Annotated in this window: 22 protein-coding genes and 1 riboswitch; of the genes, 11 read left to right on the top strand and 11 right to left on the bottom strand. The window is 66.8% G+C overall.

What is annotated here, in order from left to right:
- Window positions 1-7 precede the first annotated feature (7 nt).
- On the bottom strand, window positions 8-1156 hold the full coding sequence (locus ACY48M_RS05220; RefSeq protein ID WP_462819163.1) for a zinc-dependent alcohol dehydrogenase: 1149 nt from the start codon (window positions 1154-1156) through the stop codon (window positions 8-10).
- 136 nt (window positions 1157-1292) lie between these two features.
- Between ACY48M_RS05220 and ACY48M_RS05215 the strand changes: the two genes are divergently transcribed.
- Window positions 1293-1973 carry an NUDIX hydrolase gene (locus tag ACY48M_RS05215; protein WP_462819162.1) on the top strand — a complete coding sequence of 227 codons (681 nt, stop codon included), beginning with the start codon at window positions 1293-1295 and terminating at the stop codon, window positions 1971-1973.
- Between the two features lie 13 nt (window positions 1974-1986).
- Here the strand turns inward: ACY48M_RS05215 and ACY48M_RS05210 are convergent, their stop codons facing one another.
- Window positions 1987-2256, bottom strand: a complete 270-nt coding sequence (locus ACY48M_RS05210; RefSeq protein WP_462819161.1) for a hypothetical protein — start codon at window positions 2254-2256, stop codon at window positions 1987-1989.
- A 180-nt stretch (window positions 2257-2436) separates the two neighbouring features.
- Here ACY48M_RS05210 and ACY48M_RS05205 point away from each other — a divergent pair, with 180 nt between their 5' ends.
- Window positions 2437-2580 carry a GPGG-motif small membrane protein gene (locus tag ACY48M_RS05205; protein ID WP_462819160.1) on the top strand — a complete coding sequence of 48 codons (144 nt, stop codon included), beginning with the start codon at window positions 2437-2439 and terminating at the stop codon, window positions 2578-2580.
- Window positions 2581-2801: 221 nt separating this feature from the next.
- On the opposite strand, the gene ACY48M_RS05200 is transcribed toward ACY48M_RS05205, so the two are convergent.
- Both ACY48M_RS05200 and ACY48M_RS05195 read right to left on the bottom strand, forming a co-directional pair.
- A complete protein-coding gene (locus ACY48M_RS05200) occupies window positions 2802-3014 on the bottom strand; it encodes a hypothetical protein (protein ID WP_462819159.1) in 213 nt (70 codons plus the stop codon).
- The gene (locus tag ACY48M_RS05195; protein WP_462819158.1) at window positions 3007-4449 is read right to left on the bottom strand and encodes a glycosyltransferase family 2 protein; all 1443 of its coding nucleotides are present in this window, start codon (window positions 4447-4449) and stop codon (window positions 3007-3009) included. The genes ACY48M_RS05200 and ACY48M_RS05195 overlap by 8 nt, the downstream gene beginning before the upstream one ends.
- A 103-nt stretch (window positions 4450-4552) precedes the next feature.
- Between ACY48M_RS05195 and ACY48M_RS05190 the strand changes: the two genes are divergently transcribed.
- Window positions 4553-5026: a GAF domain-containing protein gene (locus tag ACY48M_RS05190; protein ID WP_462819157.1), complete on the top strand. Its 474-nt coding sequence runs from the start codon at window positions 4553-4555 to the stop codon at window positions 5024-5026.
- Entirely contained in the window at window positions 5023-5436 is a 414-nt protein-coding gene (locus tag ACY48M_RS05185) for a DUF3151 domain-containing protein (RefSeq protein ID WP_462819156.1), read from the top strand. Before ACY48M_RS05190 ends, ACY48M_RS05185 begins: the two co-directional genes overlap by 4 nt.
- On the opposite strand, the gene thpD is transcribed toward ACY48M_RS05185, so the two are convergent.
- From thpD to ectA, 4 genes are all read right to left on the bottom strand, one after another.
- Complete coding sequence (gene thpD, locus ACY48M_RS05180; protein ID WP_462819155.1) at window positions 5437-6336, bottom strand: ectoine hydroxylase; 900 nt, start codon at window positions 6334-6336, stop codon at window positions 5437-5439. It lies immediately after the preceding gene.
- A 40-nt stretch (window positions 6337-6376) separates the two neighbouring features.
- On the bottom strand, window positions 6377-6769 hold the full coding sequence (locus tag ACY48M_RS05175) for an ectoine synthase (protein WP_462819154.1): 393 nt from the start codon (window positions 6767-6769) through the stop codon (window positions 6377-6379).
- Window positions 6766-8079 (bottom strand): diaminobutyrate--2-oxoglutarate transaminase, encoded by a 1314-nt coding sequence (ectB, locus tag ACY48M_RS05170; protein ID WP_462819153.1) that lies wholly within the window; start codon window positions 8077-8079, stop codon window positions 6766-6768. Before ectB ends, ACY48M_RS05175 begins: the two co-directional genes overlap by 4 nt.
- Before the next feature lie 66 nt (window positions 8080-8145).
- Window positions 8146-8643 carry a diaminobutyrate acetyltransferase gene (gene ectA, locus ACY48M_RS05165; protein ID WP_462819266.1) on the bottom strand — a complete coding sequence of 166 codons (498 nt, stop codon included), beginning with the start codon at window positions 8641-8643 and terminating at the stop codon, window positions 8146-8148.
- Between the two features lie 279 nt (window positions 8644-8922).
- Between ectA and ACY48M_RS05160 the strand changes: the two genes are divergently transcribed.
- From ACY48M_RS05160 to ACY48M_RS05135, 6 genes are all read left to right on the top strand, one after another.
- Window positions 8923-10215 (top strand): SufS family cysteine desulfurase, encoded by a 1293-nt coding sequence (locus ACY48M_RS05160; protein ID WP_462819265.1) that lies wholly within the window; start codon window positions 8923-8925, stop codon window positions 10213-10215.
- Window positions 10212-10676 (top strand): Fe-S cluster assembly sulfur transfer protein SufU, encoded by a 465-nt coding sequence (sufU, locus tag ACY48M_RS05155; protein ID WP_462819152.1) that lies wholly within the window; start codon window positions 10212-10214, stop codon window positions 10674-10676. Before ACY48M_RS05160 ends, sufU begins: the two co-directional genes overlap by 4 nt.
- Window positions 10677-10716: 40 nt before the next feature.
- Window positions 10717-10827: riboswitch (TPP riboswitch) on the top strand.
- 129 nt (window positions 10828-10956) lie between these two features.
- Window positions 10957-11580: an ECF transporter S component gene (locus ACY48M_RS05150; protein ID WP_462819151.1), complete on the top strand. Its 624-nt coding sequence runs from the start codon at window positions 10957-10959 to the stop codon at window positions 11578-11580.
- Window positions 11499-13061, top strand: coding sequence for an ABC transporter ATP-binding protein (locus ACY48M_RS05145; RefSeq protein ID WP_462819150.1), 1563 nt, complete (start codon window positions 11499-11501; stop codon window positions 13059-13061). The genes ACY48M_RS05150 and ACY48M_RS05145 overlap by 82 nt, the downstream gene beginning before the upstream one ends.
- 5 nt (window positions 13062-13066) lie before the next feature.
- The gene (locus ACY48M_RS05140) at window positions 13067-13846 is read left to right on the top strand and encodes an energy-coupling factor transporter transmembrane component T family protein (RefSeq protein ID WP_462819264.1); all 780 of its coding nucleotides are present in this window, start codon (window positions 13067-13069) and stop codon (window positions 13844-13846) included.
- On the top strand, window positions 13843-14457 hold the full coding sequence (locus ACY48M_RS05135; protein ID WP_462819149.1) for an AAA family ATPase: 615 nt from the start codon (window positions 13843-13845) through the stop codon (window positions 14455-14457). The genes ACY48M_RS05140 and ACY48M_RS05135 overlap by 4 nt, the downstream gene beginning before the upstream one ends.
- On the opposite strand, the gene ACY48M_RS05130 is transcribed toward ACY48M_RS05135, so the two are convergent.
- The gene (locus ACY48M_RS05130; RefSeq protein WP_462819148.1) at window positions 14444-15151 is read right to left on the bottom strand and encodes a YceI family protein; all 708 of its coding nucleotides are present in this window, start codon (window positions 15149-15151) and stop codon (window positions 14444-14446) included. The genes ACY48M_RS05135 and ACY48M_RS05130 overlap by 14 nt on opposite strands.
- Before the next feature lie 108 nt (window positions 15152-15259).
- On the opposite strand from ACY48M_RS05130, the gene ACY48M_RS05125 reads away from it, so the two are divergent.
- Complete coding sequence (locus tag ACY48M_RS05125) at window positions 15260-15565, top strand: thiamine-binding protein (RefSeq protein WP_462819147.1); 306 nt, start codon at window positions 15260-15262, stop codon at window positions 15563-15565.
- Here the strand turns inward: ACY48M_RS05125 and ACY48M_RS05120 are convergent.
- Together ACY48M_RS05120 and ACY48M_RS05115 are read right to left on the bottom strand one after the other, a co-directional pair.
- A complete protein-coding gene (locus ACY48M_RS05120) occupies window positions 15552-16322 on the bottom strand; it encodes an EI24 domain-containing protein (RefSeq protein WP_462819146.1) in 771 nt (256 codons plus the stop codon). The genes ACY48M_RS05125 and ACY48M_RS05120 overlap by 14 nt on opposite strands.
- A 4-nt stretch (window positions 16323-16326) precedes the next feature.
- Window positions 16327-17835 carry an MDR family MFS transporter gene (locus tag ACY48M_RS05115; protein ID WP_462819145.1) on the bottom strand — a complete coding sequence of 503 codons (1509 nt, stop codon included), beginning with the start codon at window positions 17833-17835 and terminating at the stop codon, window positions 16327-16329.
- Window positions 17836-17901 lie beyond the last annotated feature (66 nt).

Raw genomic sequence — 17901 nt, 5'->3', positions numbered from 1 at the left:
CTCCTTCTCAACTCGCGCCAGCGACGATGATGGGCTTGATGCAGTCATCAAGCTTCGCCGAGAAGATGTGATACCCCTCGGCGATGTGCTCGAGCGGGATGCGGTGCGTGACGATGTCGTTGGGCTTGAGGTAGCCGTTCTGGATGTGTTCAAAGAGCCGCGGCCATTGACGCTTCACCGGGCATTGGTTCATGCGCAGGGTGAGCCCCTTGTTCATGGCATCTCCGAACTTGACCGCTGAGAACAGCGGACCGTAGGCACCCATGACCGAAATCGTGCCGCCTTTGCGCACCGAGTCAATGGCCCAGTTCAGGGCGACAGGCGATCCGCCCTGCAGCTTCAGTTTGGCCGCGGTGATGTGTTGCACCAGATTGCCGTCGGCTTCGGCGCCGACCGCGTCGATCGCGACATCCGCCCCGAGGTAATCGGTCGTCTTCTTCATGTGGACGACGATGTCGTCGTACTCGTTGAAGTTGACGGTCTCGGCGTGCGCGAAGGTGCGGGCCTTCTCGAGGCGGTAGTCGAGGTGGTCGACGACGATCACCCGTCCCGCGCCCATGAGCCAGGACGATTTCGCCGCATAGAGCCCTACCGGGCCTGCACCGAACACGACGACCGTGTCACCCTCGGCGATGTCACCGAGCTGTGCCCCGAAGTAGCCCGTGGCGAGCGCGTCAGTCAGAAGCAGGGCATCCTCCTCGTCCATCCAATCGGGGATGATCGAGGGGCCGACGTCGGCGAAGGGAACGCGCACGAACTCGGCCTGTCCGCCGTCATAGCCGCCGCTGGTGTGCGAGTACCCGTAAATCCCGCCGACCGCCGTCGCGTTGGGGTTCACGTTGTGACAGTTCGAGTAGAGCCCGCGTGCGCAGAAGTAGCACGAGCCGCAATACACATTGAACGGCACCATGACGCGATCGCCCGGCGCGAGGTTGCGCACTGACGGCCCGACCTGGTCGACGACGCCGATGAACTCATGCCCAAACGTCGTGCCCACCCGAGTGTCGGGCATCATGCCGTGGTAGAGGTGCAGGTCCGAGCCGCAGATGGCGGCATGCGTCACCCGCACGATCGCGTCATTCGGATGCTCGATCTTGGGGATGTCCTTCTCCTCGACCCGCACCTTGTACGGCCCTCGGTACACCATTGCTCGCATCGAATCGATCCCTTCGCACCGTGGCGGACTGTGCAGCGCACGCTACTCTCGCGGGGCACTCCTCACGCGGAGCAAACTTGCAGCTACGGGCGGCCTGCAGGAGCAGGCGCGGTTTCTCCCTCGGTAGGCTTCGGGCATGTCCCTGCCCGCCGCTGATGCTCGCGCCGAGCTCGCCGCGCTGTGCGCCCGCGGGCTCGACTGGGGGGTTGACCCAGCACGCTTCGCGCTGGACCCGACGCGCGCCCGCCAGGCGGGGGTGCTCGTGCTCTTTGGCGTGCTCGACGATCACCCAGCTGATTCCGCCGCCCGGGTGGCGCGAGACCTCGATGTGCTGTTGCACCGGCGCGCTGCCACCATGGGGCACCATGCGGGGCAGGTCGCGTTCCCCGGTGGGGGAGCCGAAGCATCCGATGCCGACATCACGGCGACGGCCCTGCGCGAGGCCGTCGAAGAGACGGGGCTCGACCCGAGCGGCGTCGAGATCCTCGGCGCGCTGCCGCCCCTGCCGCTGCCGGTGAGCAACAACATCGTCACCCCCGTGCCGGCGTGGTGGACGCGGACCTCGGATGTCGCGGCCGTCGATCACCGCGAGGCGGTCGAGGTGTTTCGGGTGCCAGTGGCCGACCTGCTCGACCCCGCCAATCGCGCGAGCGTCGTGCACCGACTCGGTGACGGCCGGCTGCGGAGCGTCTCAAGCCCAGCGTTCACCGTGGGTGACACGCTCGTGTGGGGCTTTACCGCCATCGTGCTTTCGCGCATGTTCGATGAGCTGGGGTGGTCGGTGCCGTGGGACGAAGGTCGCACCGTCGTGCCGTGACCGAAGCCGCTGGTCAGTCGGCGCGGAGCACCCACTTAAGTGCCTCGATCATCGCCCCATAACCGACGCCCGCCATCTCGTCGGTCATTGTCTCGTTGCGCTTCACCTGCAGCTCGTTGATCTTGAGACGCACCGCATCGTCGTCCGGCTTCGTCTTGAGCACCCACGTGAGCGAGCTGATCGCTCCGGTGTTGCCGAGCACCATCTGCTTTGTCACGAGCCCGCCGCGTCGCTCTGTCTTGAGCTCGGAGAGCCAGTCGTTGATGTCGTCGGTGGTCTTCATGGTGCCTCCATTCTCCACGACCGGTCGCACGTGCGGGGCGACGGGCACCGCACAACCTGACGATTGCCTGAACGTCTCAACGGCACGGCGGTCAGAGGGGTAGCGTCCGACAAAACAGATACTCGCTCAGCTCGGCATCCACGCCCGGATGCCGCGGTCGCGAGTGGAACGGAGACCAGCATGGCTACCCTCCTTTGGATCATCGCTGTCGTACTCGTCATTGCCGGAATCGTGGCACTCTTCCGTCGGCAGATGCTGTGGGGAATCGTCCTCATTGTTCTCGGCCTGCTGGTTGGCCCCGGTGGTGTCAGCATCTTCACTTGATGTAGCACGCGCGCAGACCGCGTGTGCAGTGCAAATGCCCTCGGCGAGTCCGGGGGCATTCGTGCGTTGTGGGGCAATGCGCCCACGTAGGGTGAACTGAGAGCGCAGGCCGACACAGCGCCAACGTCGATGAGCGCAACCGCTACAGGGGTATCTGCTGGCGAAGCCCGGGCTCGAGAGCCTGCCTGAGATCGCCTGGCCCGAGTGACGAGTCGGCAGCGTCAGGCTGAAACGTCGGGGTAGATGTTGCGAGTCTCTGTGCGACGGTTGCGGCTCGTCGCAACGTCACTGAGGTAGATCTTGGGCAAGATCTTCGCGAGCGACAGCGCCACATACATGATCGTGTTGATGGCCACCACCGTCGACATGACGGCGAAGACATCCGAGTAGAGAAGCGACTCGGGCAGCAGGATGCCGGTGCGCAGGTCAGGCATGCGGTCTCCCTTGTGCAGCATCCGCCGCGGTGCGTTTGAGGTGCGCCCAGCCGGCCTGCCGGCCGAGCGAAATGTCGATGATGCCCTTCACATAAATCACGTTGAGCATGAAGTCGAAGAGCAGCTCGGGAACGAACGCGAGGGCGAGCAGCCGAGCGCGCCACCCGCCCCGCCACACCGTCACGATGCGCTCGATGACGAAGATGAGCCCCATGCTGAGCCAGAACGGAAACCAAATCCAGGTGTTCACCGCGAGCATCGTGAGCGCCATGAACACGATGAAGAGGGTGAACGCGAACACGCTGTAGCCAAGCCCCAGCTGTTGCGCCCAGTAGCGCAGGGTCTGCGGTCGGAGGCCATACGCGCCGATGTTCTCGAGGGCACCCCGCTCCCATCGCAGACGTTGGCGCCACAGCATGCGTATGGTCGGCATGACCTCGGTCACGACCGTGCACTGCTGGGGAGAGATCATGAGTGCGCCGAGCGACTTGAGCGCGATGGTCAGCTCGTTGTCCTCCGTGAGGGCCGCCGTGTCATAGACGTTGCCGTGGGTGCCCGGCAACGCACTGCCGCGAAGCTCGGCGACCGTTTTCAGGGCAACGGGCCGAAACATCGATGCCGTGCCGGTGAGGATGAACACGCGACCGCGCCGTCGTCTGATCTCGCGCGAGTACCTGATGTACTCGTTGCGCTGGAGTTGCCCGAGGATACCGGAGCCCTCCTCGCCGTAGAAGAGCCCCCCGACTGCCATGAGTGCACGATCGTTGGTGAAGGCCGACACCGCCGCCGCAAGGAATCCCTCATTGAGCGTCGTGTCGGCATCCATCACCATGACGATGTCGTTGTTGCCCTGGCTCGGCAGCACCTCCTGGAGCACCTGGTTGAGTGCTCCGGCCTTCTTCTGCGTGTTGCCCTTCGTCTCGAAGACCTCGACGCCCTGCTCCCGTGCGAGCGACACCGTCGCATCGCTGCAGTTGTCTGCAACGACGATGACGCGGTCAGGTCGGTGCGTTTGGGAGCGCAACGACGTGAGCGTGGCGGTGATCGATGCTTCTTCGTTGTGTGCCGGGATAAGCACGGTGATGGTGACTGGCCCGTCGAACCGGCCGTGGGTTTCGGCCATGATGACCTTCGCCGAGAGCGGGTTCGCGACCGAATCGAGAGAGCGGCGCGCATGGGTCGTGGCTCGGCGCTCGAGCAGCGCGATAATGCCAGCCGTTGCGAGCGCGAGACCAACGGCGGCGAGCAAGATGCGCGTCGAAGGGGCCGAGGTGACGTAGAAGAGCTCCCAGACGCCGAACAGGACGCCTTCGGTGGGCCGCTGTGTTGCCGCGGGATGCGTCCACGACACCGCGAGCCACAGCAGTACCGCGGCGACACTGATCACGACGATGACAACGAGCCCCACTGCCCGATCAAGCCATCGTGACTTCATGGGGGAAGCGTAGCAATGCCCGTCGTGCACGCCATCGGTTGTGGGGTGTGGCGGAGCCGACAACACTAGACGGATGCCTCACCCACCCGTCTACCGTGCGCCAATGCGCTCTCGGCGCGACGATATCGCCGCGGGTGTCGCGGTGGAGCGAGCCCTCGAGCGCGGGGTCTGCGGCCTCGGGGGCACCCTGAGCGCTCCGCCCGCGACGCTGAGCGACGCGGTCACGGCGCTCGCCGTTGAGCATGACGAGCGCGTGGCGCATCGGGTGCAGCGATTCGCGGCGGCGCCCGAGGGTGCATTTGTATGGACGCGCGATGTCGACGGCAGCACCTACCTCGGCCGTCTCGGGGGAGCCTGGAGCTATGACGCGTCACCGGATGCTGCGGCCGTCGATCTCGTCCATGTGCGCCCGTGCCACTGGGCGTCGAGGCCGGTGCCTGAGCGCGACGTGCCTCCGGCGGTGCAACACACCTTCTCCCGCGGGGGCCGCAATTGGCAGCAGACGCACGACCCGGAGGTCTCGGCGCAGTCCGCCGCCGTCTGGCAAGCGGTGGGAGCGGCTAGCGTGGAGCCATGACCACAAACCTGCTTGGCCCCGAGCCCACCCTGTTGCCAGAAGAGCCCGAGGTGCTCGCCGCCATCGCTGATGCGTCACTCGCGGCATCCGATGTTGTCATCGCGTTCCCGAGTTCGTCGCTCGCGTGGGCCCTGCTCGCGGACGAGGCGTTCGCCGATGGGCGTGCGCTCGAGTCGTACGCGTTTGCGCGGGTCGGCTACCACCGCGGGCTCGACAGCCTGCGCCGAGCCGGCTGGAAGGGCCACGGCCCGGTGCCGTGGTCGCACGAGCCGAACCGCGGCGTGTTGCGGGCGCTCTACGCCCTACGCCGCGGCGCCGAGGCCATCGGCGAGACCCCCGAGGTGGAGCGCCTCGCGCAGTTCCTTGCGGACTCAGACCCGGCCGCCGCGGCGGCGATCGAGGCCGAGTGATCAGCTCACGGGCGTGAAGTCCCGGTTCGCGACGTGGAGCGGGCGCGGTGAACGGGCCGCGAAGGGCTCGACGAGCGCATTCTCGACGCTGTTGAACACCATGAACACATTCGAGCGCGGGTACGGCGTGATGTTGCTGCCGGAGCCGTGCATGATGTTCGAGTCGAACCACAGTGCCGAGCCTGCCGCGCCGGTGAACTGCTCGATGCCGTGCTGCCGGGCGAGCTCGGTGATGGCCTCCTGGCTCGGCACGCCGGCCTCCTGCGCCTTGAGCGACTCCTTGTAGTTGTCGTCGGGGGTGGCCCCGACGCTCGGCACGAAGGTCTGGTGCGAGCCCGGCATCACCATGAGCCCACCGTTGTACGCGTAGTTGTCGGTCAGGGCGACCGAGAGGCTCACGGCGCGGGGGATGGGCATGCCGTCCTCCGCGTGCCAGGTCTCGAAGTCAGAGTGCCAGTAGAACCCGGTCCCCGTAAACCCTGGCATGTAGTTGACCCGCGTCTGGTGCAGATACACCTCGGTGCCGAGGATCTGGCGCGCGCGGTCGAGCACCTTCGGGTTGCGAGCGAGCGCCGCGATGGGGTCGCTCAGCGCCTCGACCTGGAACACGGAGCGCACCGCGCCCGTCGCCCGCTCGGTGACAACACGGGGGTCGCCCGTGAGTGATTCGTCGCTCGCGAGACGGTCGAGTTCGTCACTGTAGAGCTGCACCTCGTCGGCGTCGATGAAGTCGTCGAGAATTGTGAATCCGCGGTCCTCGTGCGAGCTCAGTTCGGATGCCGAGAATGGGCCATCGGCGGGGGAGCCCCACACGGCCGGCTGCTCCCGGGCGATGAAGGGGCTCGGGGCATCGAGCCTGGTGGGGAACAGGTCTTCGGCGGTTGTCGTGGTCATGGTCATTCTTTCCTCCTTCGGTCGTGCTTCGATGCTCGAACGCCGCTCAGGCGGGTTCGACGACGAGCGGGTAAACCCCGTGCTCGTCGTGGACCTCACGGCCAGTGATGGGCGGATTGAAGACGCACACGGTGCGCATTTGCGTGCGCGGGCGCACCTCGTGCTTGTCGTGGTTGTTCAGCAGGTAGAGCGATCCGGGGCGCAACTGGTGCGTCTCGTTCGTCGCGAGGTCGGTGATTTCGCCCTCACCCTCGACGATGAAGACCGCCTCGATGTGGTTGGCGTACCAGAACTCATTGACGGTGCCCGCATACAGCGTCGTCTCGTGCACGGAGAAGCCCACGCCCTCCTTCGCGAGCACGATGCGCTTGCTGCGCCAGTTCGCGGTCTTGATGTCGGCGTCGGTGTCGGTGATTTCATCGATGGTGCGAACGATCATGCTGCGGTCGTCTCCTTCTCCGCCTTCGACTTCTCTACCGTCGATACCGGCGGTGCGGCCGTCTCGAGCACGGCGGCGACGGATGCTTCGATGATGGCGAGGCCACGCTCAAGTTCGTCATCCGTGAGGGTGAGGGCCGGGAGGATCTTCATGACCTCGCCCTCGGGGCCAGAGGTCTCCATGAGGAGCCCACGCTCGAATGCCTCGCGGCAGACGGCATCGGCGAGGTCACCGCTCGGGAACTGCAGGCCCCGTGCGAGGCCTCGGCCCTTCGCGATGAGTTCGTATTCGGGGAAGCGTGCGACGAGACCGTTGAACCGGCTCTCGACCTTGACGCCCTTTGCGAGCGTCGACTGCTTCAGCGTGTCATCCGTCCAGTAGATGCGGATCGCCTCGGTGGCGGTGACGAAGGCCGGGCTGATGCCGCGGAAGGTGCCGTTGTGCTCGCCGGGCTCCCAGATGTCGAGTTCTGGCTTCACGAGGGTGAGCGCCATGGGGAGGCCGTAGCCGCTGATCGACTTGGAGAGGCACACGATGTCGGGCACGATGCCGGCCTCTTCGAAGCTGAAGAAGTCACCCGTGCGGCCGCAGCCCATCTGGATGTCGTCGAGGATGAGCAGGATGTCGCGCGCCTTGCAGAGCGCGGCGAGGGCGCGGAGCCACTCGGCCCGAGCGGCGTTGATGCCGCCCTCGCCCTGCACCGCCTCGACGATCACGGCGGCGGGCATGTTGAGTCCGCTGCCGCTGTCATCGAGCAGGCGCTCCATGTAGAAGAAGTCGGGGTAGTCGCCGTTGAAATAGTCGTCGTACGGCATCGGGGTCGCGTGGACGAGCGGGACTCCGGCACCGCCGCGCTTGAGCGAGTTGCCCGTCACGGAGAGGGCGCCAAGGGTCATGCCGTGGAACGCGTTCGTGAAGTTGATGATCGACTCGCGGCCGGTCACTTTGCGCGCGAGCTTCAGCGCAGCCTCGACGGCATTGGCGCCGCCGGGGCCGGGAAAGACGACCTTGTAGTCGAGACTGCGCGGCTTCAGGATGACCTCCGAGAAGGTGGTGAGAAAGTCGCGGCGTGCACTCGTGAACATGTCGAGCGAGTGCACCACCCTGTCGTCGCTGAGGTAGTCGATGAGCGTCGTCTTGAGCTTCGGATTGTTGTGCCCGTAGTTGAGGGCGCCAGCGCCGGCGAAGAAGTCGAGGTACTCGCGTCCGTCTTCATCGAACATGGTGCTGCCGACGGCGCGGTCAAAGACGACCGGCCAGGAGCGGGAGTAGCTGCGGACCTGTGATTCGAGGTGCGTGAAATCTGTCATTCGGATGTGTTCCTCCTGATTGGTGGCGTGCCGGGTGCACGCGAAATATGGGTGGGCGGTGTTCTGTCAGTCGGTGCTCTCGCGCGGAGCGAGGGGACCGATCTCGTAGAGGGGCTCCGGCTCGTGGCCTTCGCCCTCGGGAAAGTGCCAGTCCTCGATGAGCGGCCGCACCGTGACGGCCGCCCCGCCCCAGCGCTTGGCAAACGAGGCAAAGAGCCGTTGCGAGGCCGCGTTGTCGTCGGTGATGGTCGTCTCGACACTGCGCACGGTGCCGCCAGCGACACCGTCTTCGACAAGGCTGTCGAGCATCCGCCCGGCCAGCCCGAGCCCACGGAACCGCTCGTCGACCGCGACCTGCCACACGAAGACGCACTCCGGATGCTGCGGCCGCAGGTAACCGATGACGAATCCGGCGGTTTCACCATCAACGACGGCGACGCGGCAGGTCACCGCGAAGTCACGGGCGAAGAGCACGTACGCGTACGAGGAGTTGAGGTCGAGGGTGTGGGCGTCACGGGCGACGCGCCAGATGTCGGCGCCGTCGCCCATGCGGGGCGGCCGGATGAGTGTGGTCAGAGCGTGTCACCGTCTTGTATCGAGATTGTGATGGACCACCACCGTAGGCACGATGCCCATCGCTTCTCCAGGCGGGATCGACCTCGACGCGCCTTCGCGGTGATCGACGTGCGGCCCGATCGCGCTCCTGGCGGGGCAAATTGCGCGAATGTCTCAATTTGAAAACGCCTGAAGCAATTGCCCAATGAATGAAACCTGTCCGTCACGGAATGCCGCATTCCCCGCACGCGTTCTAGGCTGGGAGCATTCTCGAGAGCAGGTTCCCCCATCAGCACCGCAGCCCCCGTCGCCACGTCGTTCAGCCCGGCTGAACTCACGGCAATTCGCGCCGATTTTCCGATCCTTCACCAGGAGATCAACGGGCATCCGCTCGTCTACCTCGATTCGGGGGCGACCTCGCAGCGGCCCACGCAGGTGCTTGATGCTGAACGCGAGTTCGCCGAGCGGCATAATTCGGCGGTGCACCGCGGAGCCCACACGCTCGCCGCCCTCGCGACAGAGCAGTTCGAAGACGCCCGCGCAAGTGTTGCGCGCTTTATCGGCGCGGCCGACGACGAAATCGTCTGGACCTCGAACGCGACCGAAGCCATCAATCTCGTCGCCTACGCGATCTCGAATGCGAGCCTGCTCGGCGGCGACCCGGCCGTGCGGCTCACCCCCGGCGACGAGATCGTCGTCACCGAGCAGGAGCACCACGCCAACCTCATCCCATGGATCGAGCTTGCGGCGCGCACCGGCGCGACACTCCGCCACATCCCCGTCGATGATGAGGGTGCCCTCGTGCTCGATGGTCTCGACGACATCATCACAGAGCGCACGCGCATCGTCGCGTTTACCCACGTCTCCAATGTGCTCGGCAGCGTGAGCCCAGTTGACCTGCTCGTCGCCCGCGCGAAGGCGGTCGGTGCGATCACGGTGCTCGACGCATGCCAGTCGGTGCCGCACATGGTGACGGATTTCGCTCGCCTCGATGTCGATTTCGCCGCCTTCTCTGGGCACAAAATGCTGGGGCCGACCGGCATCGGGGTGCTCTACGGCCGCCGTGCGCTCCTGCATGCCCTCCCGCCCTTCCTCACAGGTGGCTCGATGATCACAACCGTGACGATGGAGAAGGCCGAATATCTGCCGCCACCGCAGCGCTTCGAGGCGGGAACGCAGCGTGTATCGCAGGCGGTTGCCCTCGCCGCCGCGATCGGCTACCTCGAGACAGTCGGCCTCGATCGCATCGCGGCGCACGAGTCCGCCCTCGGCCAGCGACTCGTTGACGGGCTCGCCGCGATCGACGGCGTGCGAGTGCTCGGGCCTGCGGCGGGAGCCGAACGGGTTGGCCTCGCGAGCTTCGATGTTGCGGGCATCCACTCGCATGACGTCGGGCAGTTTCTCGACGACCGCGGCATCGCGGCGCGCGTCGGCCACCACTGTGCGCAGCCGCTCCACCGCAGGCTCGGCATCACCTCATCAACCCGAGCGAGCGCCTACCTCTACACGACGGAGGACGAGATCGACCAGCTCGTCGCGGCCGTCGCCGACACCATCGACTTCTTCGGAGCGCCGAAATGACCTCCTCTGAACTGCAGTCGCTCTACCAGGAGATCATCCTCCACCACTCCCGCCAGCCGATCGGCTACGGACTCACCGGCTCCGCCGCCGGCAGCTCCCACCAGCTCAACCCGACCTGCGGCGACGAGATCACCCTCGAGATCGACATCGATGATGCCGGCGTGGCGAGCGTGCACTGGGAGGGACACGGCTGCGCCATCTCGCAGGCCTCCGCATCGCTGTTCAGCGAGATGGCGGCCGAAGGGCTCACGGTTGACGAGCTCACCCTCCGCATCGACTCGTTCCGCACGGCGATGCGGTCGCGCGGCACAATCGAGCCCGATGAAGATCTGTTGGGCGATGCCGCCGCGCTCGGCGGGGTCTCGCGATACATCGCGCGCGTGAAGTGCGCGATGCTCGCGTGGGTCGCGGCAGAAGACGCAATGCTCAAGGCGCGCGGGGGAGCATCCGCCCAGAGCTAATGCATGCACGGCGTGCGCCCAGCGAGAGCGCTATGCTGTTCTGCGTACACACGGGAGTCCGGTGAGCCGGGCTGAGAGGAAGCTACTCCAAGCTTCGACCGTCGAACCTGATCTGGATCATGCCAGCGCAGGGAGGGAACCGAATGTCGGTTGACACACTTCTGAGAGCCCACAGGGTTCGCGCCGTCGCGCGCGCCACCACGGGTTCGCCGCGCACGCATGCCGGGCGCCCGCCCGCCCAGGTCATCCCGCCGACCGCCGCGAGGCAGAAGAAGGAACCATGACCACATCTGAAACCACCACCGCAGCCCCCGCGAAGAAGAAGCCTGTCCTGCGATGGCGTGTCGTCGACATTGTCGTCGCCAGTGTCATCGGCGTCGCATCCGGGCTTATCTTTCTCGCCTGGAACGTCGCGTACGAGCCGCTCAGCAACGTCTTCGTCTTCTTGCCAGGGCTCTCGGCGCTGCTCGGCGGCGGCTGGCTTTTCGCCGGGGTGCTCACGGCGCTCATCGTGCGCAAGCCCGGGGCTGCCATCTACGGCGAGGTGCTCGCCGCGACCGTGTCGGCGCTCGTCGGCAACCAGTGGGGCGCCCTCACGCTCGTCTCTGGGCTGATGCAGGGGCTCGGCGCCGAACTCGTCTTCGCCCTGTTCTTCTACCTCAACTGGCGCCTCAGCGGCGCCGTGCTCGCGGGAATGGGTGCAGGACTCGCGATGGCGATCACCGACCTCACTCTCTGGTACCCGGGTGCCGCCCCCACCTTCGTCGCTGTCTACACCGTCTCAGCCATTGTCTCCGGTGCCGTTATCGCGGGGTTCCTCTCGTGGCTCGCCGTTCGCGGTCTCGCACGAACCGGAGCGCTGAGCCGCTTCGCCGCCGGCAGGGAAGCAACGGTGCGACGCTGAACGCGCACACGCCAGGCACCACCGCGGGCGCTCGCATCAGCGCCCGCGGGTGGGGCTGGCGTCACGCCGCACGCGAGACCTGGGCGGTGCAGGCACTCGACCTCGACATCTCACCCGGCGAGCGCGTGCTGCTGCTCGGAGCCTCCGGCTCGGGCAAGTCGACCCTCATGCACGCCCTCGCCGGTGTGCTCGGCGGCGACGACGAGGGCGAAAGCACCGGCACGCTCGACCTCGACGGGGCTCCGACCGAGAGCCAACGGGGCACCGTCGGGCTCGTGCTGCAAGATCCGGATGCCCAGGTCATCCTCGCCAGAGTTGGTGACGATGTCGCCTTCGGCTGCGAAAACCTCGGCGTGCCCCGAGACGAAATCTGGCAGCGAGTCGCGCACGCACTCGACACGGTCGGCCTCGACCTCCAGCTCGACCACGCCACCTCGGCGCTCTCCGGCGGCCAAAAGCAGCGGCTCGCACTCGCCGGGGTCCTCGCGATGCAACCGCGACTGCTCCTGCTCGACGAACCCACAGCGAATCTCGACCCCGACGGTGTCATCGAAGTGCGGGATGCCACGCGCCGCCTGCTCGACGAAACGGGGGCGACCCTTGTCGTGGTTGAACACCGGGTTGAGGTCTGGCGTGACCTCGTCGACCGTGTCATTGTGCTCGGGGCCGACGGGTGCGTGCTCGCCGACGGCGACCCCGCGCGGGTACTCACCGACGAGGGGGAGGCGCTCGCGGCATCCGGAATCTGGGTGCCATCGCATCCTCCAGCGCACCCCGTGCGCCGAACCGACCCGAGCAATCAGCTGCTGCTGAGTGCAGACGGGCTCAGCGTCGCCCGCACGCGCGGCACCCCCGTGCAGAGCGATGTGAATCTTGAGATCGCCGCCGGGCAGGCGATCGCGATCGTGGGGCCGAACGGTGCAGGCAAGTCGACCCTCGCGTTGACCCTTGCTGGGCTCCTGCCGCCCGAGGCGGGGGCCGTCGTCGCCGCTGAAGCGCTCGCGGCGGGCGCAGGACCACATCCGATCACGTGGCGTTCGAAGCAGCTGTTGACGCGGATCGGCACAGTGTTTCAAGATCCGGAACACCAGCTGCTCACCGGGCGGGTACGCGACGAGCTTGGCGTCGGGCTCGGTGCGCTGAAGCTCGAAAAGACGCTCGCGGAAGGGCGGGTCGACGAGCTGTTGCATCGGCTGCGGCTCGACCACCTTGCCGATGCCAACCCCTTCACCCTCTCGGGCGGCGAAAAGCGACGGCTCTCAGTCGCCACGATGCTCGCAACACGCCCGCCCGTGCTCGTGCTCGACGAGCCGACCTTCGGCCAGGATTCCCGCACGTGGGAGGAGCTCATCGCCATGCTCGCGCACCTCCTCGACGAGGGCAGCGCGATCGTCATGGCGACGCACGATCAGGCGCTCGTCGATGCCGTCGCCACGAGCGCCCTCCGGGTGACGAGTGCGGACGAGGTGACCGCACCGTGAGCGTCATGACCCCGGTGCGCGGCGACCTCGCGATCCACCGCGTGAACCCGGTGGCAAAACTCGCGACGGCCATCCTCATCGCCGGCGTGCTCGTGCTCACGATCGACTGGGTGTCGGCCACCGTCGCGCTCGCCCTCGAACTCGTGCTCGTCGCCTTTGCGGGCCTCAGCGCGCGCACCCTCGCGCTCAGAACCATGCCCGTCTGGATGCTCGCCCCACTCGCCGGAATCACGATTGCGCTCTACGGTGAAGCATCGGGCGAGACCCACTGGCAGTGGGCCTTTGTGCACGTGAGCGACGGCTCGCTCACCCTTGCGCTCGCCACCGTGTTGCGAATCCTCGCGATCGGGATCCCCGCGGTCGTACTCTTCGTCACGATCGATCCCACCGATCTTGCCGACGGGCTCGCGCAGGTCGCCCGCCTACCCAGTCGTTTCGTGCTCGGCGGGCTCGCCGGACTCCGGCTCGTCGGGCTGCTGCTCGACGACTGGCGAAGCATCGAACTGGGTCGTCGCGCCCGCGGTGTTGCCGATCAGGGGCGCATTCGCCGGCTGCCGGGCCAAGCCTTCACGCTGCTCGTGATCGCCATCCGCCGCGGCAGCAAACTCGCGACGGCGATGGAGGCGCGAGGGTTCGGCGGTGACACCCCGCGCACCTGGGCGCGCCCATCGCACTTCGGCGCCAGCGAAGTCGCCCTCATCGCCATCGGTGTCGCGATCGCGGTGACCGCGGTCGGGGTTTCGGTGGCGACCGGACACTGGAACTTCATCGGGGCTCGCACATGATCCGCCCGAGCCCCGACGCCGAACCTCGTCGAGCCCCCGCCACTGCGGCAACGATCGTCGTCGCCGTGCCACACATCGTCGATGCTGTTGCGGGGCTGCCGCGCCCGATCATCCTCATCGATGGCCGCTCCGGCTCAGGCAAGACCACACTGGCTCGAGCCCTCACCGCCGCGATCGACGCGGCGCAGCTCGTGCGGCTCGACGACTTCTACCCCGGCTGGGATGGTCTCGCTGCCGGCAGCCGCATGGTCGTCGATGACGTATTGCATCCGCACGAGCCCGGGTGGCGCACCTGGGACTGGGCGCGCGAGCGGCCGGCGGGCTGGAATCACCTCGACCCGGCGACGCCGCTCGTGATCGAAGGATGCGGCGCCCTCAGCCGCGCATCACGCGCCCACGCCACCCTAGCCGTGTGGGTCGAGCTCGACGCCGCGACCCGCAAGGCACGAGCCCTCGCCCGCGACGGTGACGGCTACGCCCCGCACTGGGACCGGTGGGCGGCCCAGGAGGATGCCTTCATCGAGCGGGAGCGGCCGCGCGCCCTCGCCGACCTCATCATCGACGAAGGGCGGCGTGAGGCCGGAAGCGCTCCGAGCGTCAGGACTGCGTGACGACGACGAGAAACTCCACAAAGCCGGTCGGTTCGACCTGCACGAACCCGAGATTCGGTGCCTCGACGCCGAAATCGGCGAACGTGATCGGCACCGACCCTGCGATGCGAACGGTGTCGCCAGAGACGACGACCGCGAGCTCCGCCGTCACCTCAACGCTTTCGCCAGCGAGGGTCAGGATGCCGGTGGCCGAGACCGTCTGCTGCTCATCGAGGCTCACATCCGAGGGGGCCGCGATGGGGCTCGTCAGTTCGAAGGTCGCGGTCGGGTGCTCCGAAACCCGAAGGGCAGTGTCCCTGAAGTAGGAGTCGCGACTCGACGAGTCGGTCGCGATGCTTGCGACATCGACGTTCACGACGGCCTCGGTGACCTCAGTGTCGGTCGTCGTGACGGTTCCGCTCACCTCTTCTGTGCGGCCCGTGACCGTGACATCCGTGCCGTTGAGCACCTCGTCGACGCGATACCCCGCGTACGAACCGTCGGTCACCACCCACTCGCCGGCGAGAGCATCCTCATCGAGGGTGCTCGCCTCGAGGCTCTCATCGGCTTCGAGTGCGGCGCTCGGGGTGTCGGCAGCGGGGGCGGCGATGAAATCGCGATAGATGATTGGCCCCGCGACTGCCGCGGTTGCGCCGAGCACGACTACCGCAGCCGCGGCGATGATCACCTTTGCGCGCGTGGAGAGTTTCGCCATGGGTCCGCCTTCGTGTCGAGAGAAGATCAGCGTATCGGCGCAAGTCTGCGGCAACCCTCGACGTCACCTATGAACCAGCTGTGCGAGGGGCCGCTCTACACTGGGCGCATGCTCGTAGCCTTTTCTGTCTCGCCAGGCGGCACCGGCCGCACCGATGGGTCCGTGCACGATGCGGTCGCCGCAGCCGTCAAGGTCGTGCGAGATTCGGGCCTGCCACACCGCACCGACGCGATGTTCACCACCATTGAAGGCGAGTGGGATGAGGTGATGGCGGTCGTGAAAGCCGCCACGGAGGCCGTCGGCGAGTTCGGCTCGCGCGTCTCGCTCGTGCTGAAGGCCGACATCCGCCCCGGCTACACGGGCGAGCTCGAGGGCAAGCTCGACCGCCTCGAGCGGGCGATCAGCGAGGGCTGACGGCGTCTGGCGTTGTCGGCTCGCCGAGGCTCTTGCGGGTGAGCAGGGTGCCACCCGCGACCGCGGCCGGCATCGACAGGGCCGCACCGAGCGGCACGAGAAACAGTAGGAAGGTCGCCACGCCGAACCCGAGGGTGACCGAGCGGCGCTGCCCGAGCACGCGTCGGCGCTGACCGAACCGGATGCCGCGGCGCTCGAATGCGGTCGCAGTGAGCTCGAGCGACAAAAACCACCCGCCCGTGAACACTCCGATGGTGGCGGCGGTGATCGAGCCGATCACGGGCACGAGGCCGAGCGCGAACAGCCCGATGCCGATCGCGATGGTGAGGGCGAGCACACCGATCGCCTCGCCGATGCCGCGCAGAATGCCCCGCAGCATGGGCACCGGCTCGCCCTCGGTGACGGGGCCGATGCGATCGTCGACCGCGTGGGAGATTTTCTCGAAGAAGGGGCCGCCGATTGCGAGGGTGACGACTGTGAACGTGTAGACGACGATGAGTGCGCTGACCCCGAGCAGGGCGATGCCGATACCGATGCGGAGGGCGCTGAGCCAAAACTCGTCCCAGTCGACCGCAAACCAGGAGAGCGCGACGGTGATTCGGTCGAGGTTCACCACGAGCGCGATGATCGCCGCGCCGAAGATGATCGAGGTGATGATGCCGGGCACGAGCCCGATGAGCATGGCCCGTGGCGACGTGCCCCACGCGCGGAACCCACGAACGAGGATGCCGACGCCCTCCGCGAACCCTGTGATCATGTCGTCAGTGCCCCGCCGAACCGCTCGGAGTAGCAGACGGTGTGCGGATGAAGAACGACCCGAACACCAGGAAGAGCGACAGAATCGCTCCGCCCGTCACGGCGACATTGATGCCCTCGGCGGTCGCCGCGATATCGCTCGAGCCGCCCGCGAGCAGTTCGACCGCGCGCGTGGTCATGAGCGTGACCACGAGTGCCGTGCCCGCCGCCCCACCGAGTTGCTGGACCGTGCCGATGATCGCACTGCCGTGCGGATAGAAATCTGGCGTGAGCGCGCCGAGCGCCGACGTGAAAAGAGGAGTGAAGAGCAGCGCGAGACCAACACTGAGGGTGAGGTGGGCGACGAGAACCCCCCAAAACTGCGAATCGGCGCGGAGCAGCGTCATGCTCCACAGCGCTGCGCTCGTGATGATCGAACCAGGGATGACGAGGGCGCGGGCTCCGAGCCGGTCGAAGATGCGGCCGACAAAGGGCGCAAGCACCCCCATGAGGATGCCGCCGGGCAGCAGCATGAGGCCCGTCTGCAGCGGTTCGAGCCCGAGCACGTCCTGCGTGTAGATCGGGAGCACGATGATGACGCCGAACAGGACGGCCATGCAGATGACGAGGAGGGCGGTCGCCAGCGTGAAGACGGGGCTGAGGAACGTGCGCAGGTCGAGCAGTGCCCGGTCGAACCGCTGCAGTCGGGTTTGGCGCAGCACGAAGGCAACCATCGCGGTGCCACCAACCACAAAGGGAATCCACAACGGCAGGGGCACGGTGCCCTGCGCTGCCTCGCCGAGGCTGCTGAGACCGTAGATGATCCCACCGAAGGCGAGCGCCGAGAGCACGACCGATGCAAGGTCGAGCGGCACGCTGCGCGGCTCTGAGACGTTGCGCACCTTGACGGCGCCCAGGATGAGCGACGCGAGCGCGATCGGCAGCACGAGCCAAAAGAGCCAGCGCCAGTCGAGCACATTGAGGATGAGGCCGGAGGTGGTGGGGCCGATGGCCGGCGCGACAGAAATAACGATCGAGATATTGCCCATCGTGCGGCCACGCGCGGCGGGTGCGACAAGCGTCATGACCGTCGTCATGAGCAGTGGCATCATCATCGCGGTGCCGCTGGCCTGTGTGATGCGCCCGGCGAGCAGCATGCCGAACCCCGGTGCCGTGGCGCAGATGAGCGTGCCGACGGAGAAGAGCGTCATGGCGGTGAGAAAGATCGTGCGGGTGCTAAACCGTTTGAGCAAGAATCCGGTCGTCGGAATGACGACCGCCATCGTGAGCAGGAACGCTGTCGTGAGCCACTGCACCGAGCTATACGTGATGCCCAGGTCTTCCATGAGTCGCGGCTGTGCGACCCCCATGATGGTTTCGTTGAGGATGACGACGAACGCCGACACCAGCAGGAGACCGATGACGAGCCGATTACGAGAGGCGAGCGCCGCATCATCCAGCGCCGGATTCGTCGTCGAGACTGCACCGGTGCTCGGGCGGGTGATGCCCCCGGTCTGCGTGATCTGTTCTGTCATTGGGTCCCATCGTGCGTGAACGGAGCGCTTGCTGCACGATGGGTCAACGCCAAGAACAGTCTCTCG

The organism is Homoserinimonas flava, assembly GCF_054969005.1.
The sequence above is the reverse complement of the archived record's forward strand: the minus strand, read 5'-3'. Positions and strand labels throughout refer to the sequence as shown.